Consider the following 11,891-nt stretch of genomic DNA (forward strand, 5'->3'; position numbering starts at 1 on the left):
GCCAGTGGAGGCGGGTTCTTGCTTTCGCCGCGATTTATCTTGAGCGCAATGCTGCGGTGATGTTGGTTTCAAGGTAGCCGTTTATCGGGTAAATCGAGGCGATTCGTCAGAACTGTCAATTCTGACAGTAGGCAGGGTTCCTGTTCCGAGCGTTAGATAACCGAAGTTTCTGGCTGGCAAGGCCAGCCTCGACGGTTACCTAACGTTGGACAGGAGTCTTATCGTGGCTAAAAAACCGATCCCCAAAAAAAACAGCTCTACTAATAACGTCAAAGGCAGTATTCCGCTCGCATCGCTGCCCAGCTCCGTGAAGGCGCCGGAAATGCCTTATGCAGAACTTGAACATGTCCACGGCGGAAATCTGCTGGATCCCTTGGACGGCAAAAGCGGTATCAAAGCTAAAGTGTTCCCCCCGCGTGGCAGTACCAGATGTACCTTTCATTGGAAACTGAAGGACCACCCCCTACCCGCATTTCTACCGCTGGCGGTGCCAGACGGTAGTGACACAGTAATGGTCCCATCAGAATGGATCAGTAAGTCCATATCGTTGACCGTGTTGTATTGGTACGAAGCGATGATGAACGGCGTGCGCCACGAATCACTCGTTGGCGAGCTGTTTGTTCAAAGTCTCAGAGAAGATCAGACACAGAACTCGTTGCCAGAATTTCCCCAAGAGGAGATCGAGTTCAACACCCGCTGGCTGAACATGCATAATTTTTCTGGTGATGCACTCATTACGTTTAAATCCCCACCCATGGCTGTAGTCGGGATGCGTCTGTATTTGCTCATTGAGGGAGATGAGCATCTGCAGGAGTCCGCGTTCATCTGGTTGGAGTTTGGTCGGTCGATCGCTGCTGAAGAGGCGCGCCCTAGTCATGATTTTAAATATCGGATACCAAGAAGTTGGCTGGCCCGACGACAGGACTATTCATCAATTACCCCTAGATTGGCTTGGATCTATTCCGGGAATCCGGGAGAGTTCAATACACTCGATCCCGCGAATCACAAGGACCTACCGAGCAATGGCGATGATTTCCACTCCCGTCACACAACACTCTTACGTGTGGTCTCGACACTCGACTTGCCAGAGCCGGATCTTATCGAATCAACGTTGTGCAGTGATGGTGAACATGCGCTTAATCCAACTAACAGCAAAAACGGTGGGCATGTAAAAGCTGTTTATGACGGTATGACGAAGGGCGACATTGTTTGCGCCTCTGTATTCGGCGAGGGTTTTGCTCCGGTATCACTGGGTTGCACGACGGTACAAAGTGAAGAGCCCGCTGCGTTGTTCGATCTGCCAGCCTGGATCATTGCGACATTCTTCAAAAAATCGTTGAAGTTGATCTACAGCGTTCAATTTGGCAGTCATCCGCCCCAGACTTCCCCTGAGCGGGTAGTGAAGGTTCTCGCGCCTCAATTGACCAAACCGTGTATCGAACAAGCAACGGGTCGCACCCTGGACCTCAAAACATTCAAAGACGACGCAACCGTGATGGTGCCTATCTGGGACTATGCTGCTGTCGGACAATGTGTCTGGGTTTGGATTACCGGCACGCTGGAGGACGGCACCACTTACCAGTTCTACATCCTCATGGATGAGCCTTTTACCGCGGACTGGCTGGCCAATGGCATTGACGCAACGATCCCCAGGGCTGAGCTGCAAAAACTGGCAGATTGCAGTGACTTTAAACTGCATGGCGCGGTGAGCTTCGATGGGAAATGCGATCTGGAGTCAGCTATTGTATTCCCCACCCAATCTTTCCATATCGCTCAGGAACATTTGGTGGTACCCGCACCCACGGTTGCCCAAGCCGTGGAGAATAATCTGACGTTGTGGAACGCAGATAAGGGGATCGATGTAAAAGTCGACTTTTTGGGTAATAGCTCGAAATATACGATCGAACTCGAATTTCAGAGGCCGGATGGCAGTGACTGGCCAGTACCCGCCCAACCTGGCGTCAAGCCTGGCCCCGTAGTTATACATCTGCCGCGATCTGCAGCGATCGAGAGCGCCGGCAGGACGGTGAAGGTCACATACACCGTTTTTAATGCCTGTTCCAAAGTCACGTCAGATGAGTTGAATTTGGACATCAGTCCACCCAACCCGGAAAGATTGCCTACACCTGAAGTGCCCCAAGAGACTTTAGGTGTCCTGGACTTAGCGACCTTCAGTGGACATGCTGATGCTGTTGTTTTTGACGAAGCATTGTCCATCGCCTACTGGTTCGCCTTGCCGGGGCAAGAATGCTGGCTGGATGCTGAAGGCGTTGGTGAGGACGGAGCGCGTTATGTGATTAATGTATTTTCGCGCAAGCCGATCACCGTTCCTGACATGGACTCTGGTGTGAAGGGCCAACTGCTCCGGTCTGAACTGGAAAAACTTAAATCTGGCGAATATCTGGAATTAAAGTTTTGTGTGGCGACCTATCCGGGAACAAGCAAAGCCAATGCCTTTGCTTTTCCAGTGGGAAGGCTACAGGTGATAGTTCCTCCTAAAATCCGTTACGAAAACTTCACTGCAGAGCCCACCAGTCTGATCACGGCGGGGCAGAGCATCAATACACCCACCATGCGTATCAACTTCCTTTCAGGCCCGGGTCCAGCGGGGATCGATTCATACTTTCCAACTCCGGGGCTGCTGGAAGGGCAAGCAATTGTATTGTGTCGCGGCGCCGACCAGAATCCTAAACAACATCTACGTTTGGATTTAGCCTTCGAATGCAAGAGAGTAAAGTTCGCTTACACTTGGAGCCACCTTCATACGGTACTCACGTTCTACAGCGCGTCGGGTGTCTACTTGGGTGTGGTGAACTTGAACGGCGCCAATAATGGATCTCCGCTTCATGGTTGGGTGGACTTCTCTACGCCAGGAAGCTCAAAAATCGGGCGTATAGAAATACACTCTGGGGACTACATGTTCTTTGACTTCTTCACATTCTGGTTGTAGCGACATACAAAAACGCCCATGCAAAGCTGCATGGGCGTTTTTTAACGTCAACCTGTTCGGATGCGCTTACTTCGGCCCCATAATCTTCCCCAACTTCTCCGGCGAAGGAGCCCCCTGCTGTTGCTGCAACCCACCCTTGTCATCCAGATAGAAAATCGCCGGCGTCGCCGATAACTCCAGCTCTTCCATCAACTTCATATTCGCATCCAGCTTTGCCTCGATATCGGCCGGGATCTTGTCCAGTGCCTGCAACTTGCTGCCTTTACCCGCCGCTTCGTGTTCCTGCAGGGCTTTTTGCGGGTCCTTGGCGGCGAACAGCGCGGCGGATTTGCCTGGGCTGTCTTCGCGGATGATGCCGACCATGATGTGGCGCAACTGCACCTTGCCCGCTTTTACCCAAGGACGGGCTTGTTCCCAGAACATGTTGCAGTAGGGGCAGTTGGGGTCGCTGAACAGGTAGACGGTGCGCGGCGCGTTGACGTCGCCGTCCTGGATCCAGCTGCTTTTTTCCATTTTGGCCCAGACTTCCTTGGCCATGGGCGCGTACACCAGTTTTTCCAGGGGCGCGCTGCTCAGGTCATTGCCTTGGGCGTCGTACAGGTTACCGGCAATCACGCTTTTGCCGTCGGCGGTCAGGTACAGCGCCATGCCGCGGTTCTGGTATTGTGCGGCGTAGCCGGTGAGGCCGCTGGGGGCGTCGAATTTGCCGAGGATCTTGGCGCCCTTGGCCTCGATCTGTTTGATCGGTGCCGGCCAGTCTTCGGCGTGGGCCAGGGTGGCGGCCAGCGTCAGTGGCAGCAGGGTCAGCAGGTGGCGGAGGCGGGGCATGTGGGTTTCCTTGTTGTATCGATGTCGAAGGGTTCCATGGCACGGGCCAGGCTGGCTTGGGACAGTTCGCCGAGGTGGCTGTTGATCAAGCGTCCGTCCGCTGTGTAGAACAACGTAGTGGGCAGCGCCATCGAGCCCACGGCTTGGCCAAGGCGGCCGCTGGCGTCGAACAGTACGTTGTCGAGGGTCAGGCCCTGGGTGGCGAGGAAGGTTGCGACGCTTTGCATGCTTTCGGCCTGGTTGACGAACAGGAAGGTCACGTCGGGGCGTTGGTGCTGGGCGCGTTCCAGTACCGGCATCTCGCGACGGCACGGCGGGCACCAGGTGGCCCAGAGGTTGATCACTAATGGGCCGCCTTTGTAGTCAGCCAGTTGCACCACGTCGCCATTGGCATTGCGCAAGGTGATGTCCGGCAGTTGGGTGCCCTTGTCGTATAGGCTCAGGGACAGGCTGGTCATGCCCCAGAACATCAGGCCGGTGATTACCCCGGCGCCCAGTGGCTTGCGCAGGGCCGGGCGGCGCCAGCCGTAGGCCAGTGCGCCGAGGACCAGTGCGATCACGCCGGGCCAGGCGAGGAAACCGCCGTCGCGCAGGTCGACCATCTGCAGCGGGTCGTGGCGGTAATCGCTCCAGTACATCAGCACAAAACTGACGCGGGCGACCAGCATGCCCAACAGGAACAGGCTGAACAGCACCGATTCCGGGTTTTCACCGCCACGCTTGGCCACGCGCCAACCCACCAGGGTGGCCAGAACCAGCGCGCTGATGAGCAGCAGGTGATTCAAGGCGATGGCGAAGGTGCCGATGGTCAGCGTCAGCATTCAGAGGGCGTCCCGGGTGTGTGTCCAGCGTTGCAGGAAGGCGGCGGCATCCACTTCGCCAGTGATGCGTTGGGCGCGGCGTTCTTCGCCGTTGGGGCCGATCCAGATGAAGGTCGGCGGGCCAGGAATCTTATAGCGCGCCAGCAGTTCACGGCTGGCATCGTTATCGCTCGTCACGTCAACCCTAAGCAGGCGTACGCCTTTCAGGGCCTCCATGACTTGCGGCTTACCAAATACATCTTTCTCCATGATCTTGCAGGACCGGCACCAGTCGGCGTAATAGTCGAGCAACACCCATTGGCCCTGGGCCTTTGCGCTGTCGAGCTGGTTTTGCAGCACGGCCGGATCATTGATGGTCATGAAGGCGTCGTGAGCGGTCGATGCGGCGGCGGCCCGCGAGCCGCTGTAGACCTTGAGCGGTTGCCACAGATCACCGCTGCCACCGGCTGCGCCCACCACCAGCACGGCGCCCCACAGGCCCAGCACCAGGGAGCCGGCGCCAAACACCTTGGCGGCCAGGCCGTATTCGTGGGCCAGGGTCCAACCGCAGTAAGCCATTATCAGCGCGAGGGCGCCCCACAGGCCGATCCACAAGGCGTCGTCAACCACCGGGCGAATCATCAGCACGGCGGTGCCGAGGAACAGGAAGCCGAAGATGCCTTTGAGTACGTTCATCCAGGTGCCCGGCTTGGGCAGGAAGCGGTTGCCCACGGTCACCAGCAGCAACAGCGGGATACCGATGCCGATGCCCATGGTGAACAGGATCAGGCCGCCGTGCAGCGCATTGCCGGTCTGGGCGATATAGAGCAGCGCGCCGGCCAGGGGCGCGGTCATGCACGGGCCTACCAACAGGCCGGACAGCGCGCCGAGCACCCCCGCGCCTACCAGGCTGCCGCCACGTTGTTGACGGCTGATGTTGTCCAGGCGGTCACGCAGGAAGGCGGGCATTTGCAGTTCGAAAAAGCCGAACATCGGCAGGGCGAGGATCACAAACAAGGCAGCGAAACTGCCCAGGATCCACGGCGTTTGCAGCAACGCGGCGAGGCTGTTGCCGAGCAGGGCGGCCAGTACACCCAGCGCTGCGTACACCAGCGCCATGCACACCACGTAGCTGCCGGCCAGCGCAAAGCCACGCCGTGGGCTGGCACCGCTGCCGACAACCAGGCCGGCGAGAATCGGCAGCATCGGCAACGAGCACGGGGCAAACGCCAGCAACAGGCCCAGGCCGAAAAACACCAGCAGGTTCCAGCCCAGGCTGTGTTGTTGCAGGCTGCTGGCCAGGCTCTGGTCCTGAGCCTCGGCCGGCCCTTGTGTCGTGCCGACAGCGGCAGGGTTGCCGCCCAGGTCCACGGTGATCGACTGCGGCGGGTAGCACAGTCCCGCATCGGCGCAGCCCTGCCAGCCCAGCTTGACCTGGCCGGTGGCGCCGGCCGGAATCTTCACTTCCAGGCCCTGGCGATACACTTGCTGCTCGCCGAAGAACTCGTCGCTATGGGCTTCACCTTGTGGCAGCAGCGGTGTTTGCTCCAGGCCGTCGAACTTCATGCGCTGTTTGTACAAGTAGTAACCGTCGGCAATCTGCCAATACAGCTGGGTTTCACCCGACTCCAGGCGTTCGGAGGTAAAGACGAAAACCTTCTCCGCGGGGGGGAATTCGGATTTGGTCGCGAAAGGGTTGCCCGGCGCGGCCTGGGCGAACCCCGCGAACAACACCAGCAGAAAGATAAACAGATGCCGCATGGTCAAGCCTTAGTTCGATGCAAGTGAGGCACACAATGTGTGGCGTTGATTAACCGATGATTAACCCAGGCTATTCTAGAGGGAGTGTGGCGGGTTTAGCGGCATAATCTGCGCTTAATCCGCGGCACCTTTAATCACCCCCCATCTTTCCTGAAGGGTTCACCATGCACGTACTGGTCTGTGAAGACGACGAACTGATCGCCAGCGGCATCGTGGCCGGCCTTACCGCCCAGGGTTTTACCGTCGAGCGCGTGGCTACCGCCGGCGCCGCGCGCGCCATGCTCCGGGCGGCCACCTTCGACATCATGGTGCTCGACCTCGGCCTGCCCGACGAGGACGGCCTCAAGCTGCTGCAGCAACAGCGCAGCCAGGGTCTGGAAATCCCCGTGCTGATCCTCACCGCGCGCGACTCGGTGACCAACCGCGTCGACGGCCTGCAAGCCGGCGCCGACGACTACCTGCTCAAGCCCTTCGACCTGCGCGAGCTCGCCGCGCGCCTGCAGACCCTGCTGCGCCGCGTGGCCGGCCGCCGGGTCAACCTGATCGAACATGGCCGCCTGGCCTACGACCCCAGCAGCCGCGAAACCTTCCTGGGCGGCCAGCCGGTGGACCTGTCACGCCGTGAGCAGGCGCTGCTGCAAGCCCTGCTGCACAACAAGGGCCGCGTGCTGTCCAGCGAGCAGCTCAAGGACAGCGTCTACGGTTTCAACGATGAGCTTGAAAGTAATGCGCTCAACGTGCACATCCACCACCTGCGGCGCAAATTGGGCAACGGCATTGTCGAGACCGTGCGCGGCCTGGGCTACCGCCTGGGCCCGGCTGACGGGGGCGAGGACGCCCCGTGAAAAGCCTGCGCCTGCGCCTGACGTTCAAGCTGGGCGCCGCCTTTGTGCTGATCTGGGCCCTCGCGGCGGCCTGGATGCTCAACGACTTGCGTAACCAGATGATGTTCTCCCTCGACCAGCGCCTGGTGGCATCGGCGCGCATGGTGGCGGGGCTCACCGAGCAGATGCCGGGGCTGGCCAGTGAGAGCGCTGGCGCGCATTTGCATGGCAGCCTGAATGTACCGGGGGGCATGGCGTGCCAGGTCAGCTCCTTGCGTGGCGAAGTGCTGGCGCGCAGCCACGCTACCCCGGATGAAGGGCTGGAGTCGCGGGTGAGCGGCTTTCGGGACCAAGTGATCGATGGCGTGAATTGGCGCAGTTTTACCCTGTCCCGTGGTGACCTGTTGATCACCACCGCTGATCGCCAGGTGGAACGCGAGGCGCTGAACCTGTCGATCCTGCTGGCGGCGTCGGTGCCGGTGGGCGTGGCGATGCTGGGCTGCCTGTGCCTGTTGTGGCTGGGCATCGGCCAGAGCCTGCTGCCGCTCAACCGCATGCGTGACGCGTTGATGCGCCGCAGCCCCGACTCCCTCGAGCCGCTGCAGATCCACCCACTGCCCAGCGAGCTCAAGCCACTGCTCGACACCCAGAACCAACTGTTGCAGCGCATCGCCAAGACCATCGAGCGCGAACGGCGCCTCACCGGGGACGCCGCCCATGAGCTGCGCAGCCCGCTGACGGCGATCAAGACCCACCTGCAAGTGGCGCGCATGACCGAGGGCGCGGCCCGCGACCAGTCCCTGGCCCACGCCGAGGAGGGCGCCGACCGCCTGCATCGCACCCTGGAGCAATTGCTGTTGCTGGCGCGAGTGGAAGGCAGCCTGTCATTCGACGATGGCGTGCAGTCCAGTGCTGAAGAAGTGGCACGGCTGGCGATCCAGGATGCGAATGCCGGCGACAACGCGCGCATCGACCTGATCCTGCCCGACACTCTGTCCGACGCGCCGGTGGGCATGCCGGTTGGCCTGGCGGTCGCGGCCTTGCGCAACTTGCTGGATAACGCCATGCGCCACACGCCGACGGATACGCGGGTGGAGCTGCGCGTGATCACCTCGGCCGATCACGTGGTGTTCCGCGTGCGTGACCACGGCAAGCAGATCTCGCCCGAGGACCTGCAATACCTGACCCAACGCTTCTGGCGCAATGGCAACAGCGAAGGCTGCGGCCTGGGCCTGGCGATCGTGCAAGCGATCGTGCAGCGTTGTTCCTGCTCGCTGAAGTTCGACAGCCAGGCGGATGGCCTGCGCGTCGAATTGGGCATGCCGCTGCGGCGCTGATCACTTTTCTTTCAGGTGCCAACTTTTCTTTCAAGCACAAATAGTTACCGCCCTCCTGAGGTTCAAGCCTTCAGGATGGCGTTGATTTTTTGCGTTTGAACGGGTTGAACGACTCGGCCTGAATTGAAAAGGACGGTTCTTATGTTGGTCATTGATACCAGTTTTCCTGCCACGGGCTTCAACGAGCGTAACGGCGAGCCTGTGAGGCAGGTAATTCTGCATTACACCGCGGCGCCCTTTGGCTCCTCCCTGCGCACCCTGACCCAGGACGGGGTCAGTGCGCACTATCTGCTGCCCGATCCTGATGACCCCAGTTACCGCGCTGCCGGTTATGAAGAGCTGCGGGTGTTTCGCCTGGTGGCGGAAGAAAAGCGCGCCTGGCATGCCGGGGTCAGCCATTGGGCGGGGCGCGATAACCTCAATAGCCGCTCGATTGGCATCGAAATCGTCAACCTGGCGCGGGATGACGGCGGGGTGTTCACTTTTCCGTCCTATGGCGAGGAACAGACTGACGTGTTGATAGCGCTGGTTCGCGACATCCTTGGGCGCTATCCGCAAGTTGGGCCCACCGACATCCTTGGGCATTCGGACGTGGCGTATGCGCGCAAGAGCGATCCAGGGCCGCAACTGCCGTGGCGTCGCTTGCATGAAGCAGGTGTGGGGGCCTGGTTCGATGAGACGACGCGGGGGATGTATCAACGTCGGTTTTGCACCGGGTTGCCCTCGGAAGTCGAGGTGGAGCGGGCGTTCCAGCGTTACGGGTATGCGCCTGCAAAGAACCGGCAGGCGTTTCAACAGAGGACGCGGGCATTTCAGATGCACTTTCGCCCGCGGGATTTCTGCGGGGTTCTGGACGCAGAGACCTGCGCGATCTTATATGCGCTGAATGAAAAGTACCTCGGGCTCTGAGGCCTGGATGCTGTCCTGTGGGAGCTGGCTTGCCTGCGATGCAGACATCTCGGTACATCAGGCACACCGAGGTGATGTCATCGCAGCATAGGTATCTACACATTTTTGTAGTGAGCGGGCTTGGCGAATCGTCGCACCGCCCGCGCTGGGTGGCGAAGCCGCCCCAATAAAGACACCGCAGAGTTCCAGATAGAACAAGGTCGCCTGGGTTGGGGCCGCTTCGCAGCCCAGCGCGGGACAAGCCCGCTCACTACACGGAGATTTGTCAGCCTTTGAAAGTTGTGTAGATACCTATGGTCATCGCAGGCAAGCCAGCTCCCACAGTTACTCGAGTTACCGGCCATTGGCTTTTCGCGACATGCGGAGTAAATCCTCCCGGCACTGGTGCGTTTCCAGAACAGGAAATCCGTGCGCATGCCCCTTGGGCCAGACGCCATCGGATCGGCAGTTTGGTCATCATCAGCGTATTGAGGGATCGAGAAATGTCAGTCGCTACCAGCCGTATCGAAGACGCCCAGGTGCATGAAACGCTCTACCAGTTCGACGACACCCCGCTGCTCGCCCGTCAGCGCCAGCAGGAATCCAACGCCCGCAGCTACCCACGGCGCATTCCCCTGGCGCTCAAGCGCGCCAAAGGCATCTACGTGGAAGACGTGGAAGGCCGCAGCTTCATCGACTGCCTGGCCGGCGCCGGTACCCTGGCGCTGGGGCATAACCACCCGGTGGTGATCGAGGCCATCCAGCAAGTGCTTGCCGATGAACTGCCCCTGCATACCCTGGACCTCACCACCCCGGTCAAGGACCAGTTTGTGCAGGACCTGTTCGGCCTGTTGCCGCCAGCGCTGGCGCGGGAAGCGAAGATCCAGTTCTGCGGCCCCACCGGTACCGATGCCGTCGAAGCCGCCTTGAAACTGGTGCGCACCGCCACCGGGCGCAGCACCGTGTTGTCGTTCCAGGGCGGTTATCACGGCATGAGCCAGGGCGCGTTGAGCCTGATGGGCAGCCTGGGACCGAAGAAGCCCTTGGGCGCGTTGCTCGGCAATGGCGTGCAATTCCTGCCGTATCCCTACGACTACCGTTGCCCGTTCGGCCTGGGCGGCGCGGAAGGTGTGCGGGTCAACCTGCATTATCTGGAAAACCTGTTGAATGACCCGGAAGCGGGTGTCTTGCTGCCGGCGGCGGTGATCGTCGAAGTGGTGCAGGGCGAAGGCGGGGTGATCCCGGCTGATCTGGACTGGCTGCGCGGCCTGCGCCGCATCACCGAGCAAGCGGGCGTGGCGTTGATCGTCGATGAGATCCAGAGCGGTTTCGGCCGCACCGGCAAGATGTTCGCCTTCGAACACGCGGGCATCCTCCCGGATGTGGTGGTGATGTCCAAGGCCATCGGCGGCAGCCTGCCGCTGGCGGTGGTGGTGTACCGCGACTGGCTCGACACCTGGTTGCCGGGCGCGCATGCCGGGACCTTCCGTGGCAACCAGATGGCGATGGCGGCGGGTTCGGCGGTGATGCGCTACCTCAAGGACCACGACCTGGCCGGCCACGCGGCGGCCATGGGCGAACGCCTGGGTGAACACCTGCGCATCCTGCAGCGCGACTTCCCGCACCTGGGGGATATTCGCGGCCGCGGGCTGATGCTCGGCGTGGAGCTGGTTGAGCCCGAGGGTCCACTCGACATTCAAGGCCACCCACCAGTCCATCGCCAGTTGGCGCCGCTGGTGCAGCGCGAATGCCTCAAGCGCGGGCTGATTCTCGAGCTGGGCGGGCGACATGGCAGTGTGGTGCGCTTCCTGCCGCCGCTGGTGATCACCGCCGCCGAAGTCGACCGGGTCGCGGATATCTTCGGGCGCGCGTTGGCGGCGGCGGTCGCCAGCCTCTAATTTTTTGCCAGGGTTATACGTTTCTACAGATATCAGTGCTGCGCACGGTGCGCAGCCCGCCTTTTAGCGATGGAGAACAGCAATGACCTCAGTATTTGACCGCGACGACATCCTGTTTCAGGTAGTGGTCAACCACGAAGAACAGTATTCCATCTGGCCCGACTACAAGGCAGTGCCGGAAGGCTGGCGCACCGTGGGCAAGAGCGGCATGAAGAAAGAGTGCCTGGCCTACATCGAGGAGGTCTGGACTGATATGCGGCCGTTGAGTTTGCGGCAGAAGATGGATGGTGCTGCCGTCGCTAACTGATTCGTCACGATTCAGTGTGGGAGCTTGCTTCCGTGGCGGCCTTTGGGCCTACCATGTATTTGAGGTGAGTACATATCCATTCCTGCGGTCACGGCCACTTAGGGTTCCGCCCTTACGGCGGGTCACTTTTGGAAAGGCCCAAAAGTAACCAAAAGGCCTTCGCCCCAACACTCGGTGCCTCGCCTAGGCTCGGCATGCCCTCACTCCGGCTTTGGAGCGTGGGCCGCCGCAATGGGCCATCCATGGCCCAGTGCGGCTAACCCGGCGTCCTGCCGGGTTACCCACGCTCCAAAGCCTG

Annotated in this window: 9 protein-coding genes; 6 read left to right on the forward strand and 3 right to left on the reverse strand. The window is 60.4% G+C overall.

What is annotated here, in order from left to right:
* The first annotated feature begins 223 nt into the window (after window positions 1–223).
* The gene (locus H0Z09_RS24870; protein WP_186694250.1) at window positions 224–2,950 is read left to right on the forward strand and encodes a hypothetical protein; all 2,727 of its coding nucleotides are present in this window, start codon (window positions 224–226) and stop codon (window positions 2,948–2,950) included.
* A 66-nt stretch (window positions 2,951–3,016) separates the two neighbouring features.
* Here the strand turns inward: H0Z09_RS24870 and dsbG are convergent, their stop codons facing one another.
* Genes dsbG through dsbD form a run of 3 tightly spaced genes read right to left on the reverse strand, consistent with a single transcriptional unit; the run spans window position 3,017 to window position 6,339 of the window.
* Window positions 3,017–3,778, reverse strand: a complete 762-nt coding sequence (dsbG, locus tag H0Z09_RS24875) for a thiol:disulfide interchange protein DsbG (RefSeq protein ID WP_076953024.1) — start codon at window positions 3,776–3,778, stop codon at window positions 3,017–3,019.
* Window positions 3,754–4,599, reverse strand: coding sequence for a TlpA disulfide reductase family protein (locus tag H0Z09_RS24880; protein ID WP_186694253.1), 846 nt, complete (start codon window positions 4,597–4,599; stop codon window positions 3,754–3,756). The genes dsbG and H0Z09_RS24880 overlap by 25 nt, the downstream gene beginning before the upstream one ends.
* A complete protein-coding gene (dsbD, locus tag H0Z09_RS24885; protein ID WP_186694256.1) occupies window positions 4,600–6,339 on the reverse strand; it encodes a protein-disulfide reductase DsbD in 1,740 nt (579 codons plus the stop codon).
* Between the two features lie 164 nt (window positions 6,340–6,503).
* On the opposite strand from dsbD, the gene H0Z09_RS24890 reads away from it, so the two are divergent.
* The 5 genes from H0Z09_RS24890 (at window position 6,504) to H0Z09_RS24910 (ending at window position 11,593) form a co-directional block, all read left to right on the forward strand.
* Window positions 6,504–7,184 carry a response regulator gene (locus H0Z09_RS24890; protein ID WP_076953027.1) on the forward strand — a complete coding sequence of 227 codons (681 nt, stop codon included), beginning with the start codon at window positions 6,504–6,506 and terminating at the stop codon, window positions 7,182–7,184.
* Window positions 7,181–8,500, forward strand: coding sequence for an ATP-binding protein (locus H0Z09_RS24895; RefSeq protein ID WP_186694258.1), 1,320 nt, complete (start codon window positions 7,181–7,183; stop codon window positions 8,498–8,500). The genes H0Z09_RS24890 and H0Z09_RS24895 overlap by 4 nt, the downstream gene beginning before the upstream one ends.
* 141 nt (window positions 8,501–8,641) lie before the next feature.
* Window positions 8,642–9,409: an N-acetylmuramoyl-L-alanine amidase gene (locus H0Z09_RS24900; protein ID WP_186694261.1), complete on the forward strand. Its 768-nt coding sequence runs from the start codon at window positions 8,642–8,644 to the stop codon at window positions 9,407–9,409.
* Between the two features lie 482 nt (window positions 9,410–9,891).
* Window positions 9,892–11,286: an aspartate aminotransferase family protein gene (locus H0Z09_RS24905; protein ID WP_186694263.1), complete on the forward strand. Its 1,395-nt coding sequence runs from the start codon at window positions 9,892–9,894 to the stop codon at window positions 11,284–11,286.
* An 82-nt stretch (window positions 11,287–11,368) separates the two neighbouring features.
* Window positions 11,369–11,593 (forward strand): MbtH family protein, encoded by a 225-nt coding sequence (locus tag H0Z09_RS24910; RefSeq protein WP_076953031.1) that lies wholly within the window; start codon window positions 11,369–11,371, stop codon window positions 11,591–11,593.
* Window positions 11,594–11,891 lie beyond the last annotated feature (298 nt).

This window comes from Pseudomonas sp. SWRI18 (assembly GCF_014268345.1).
GTDB classification, from domain to species: Bacteria; Pseudomonadota; Gammaproteobacteria; order Pseudomonadales; family Pseudomonadaceae; genus Aquipseudomonas; species Aquipseudomonas cedrina.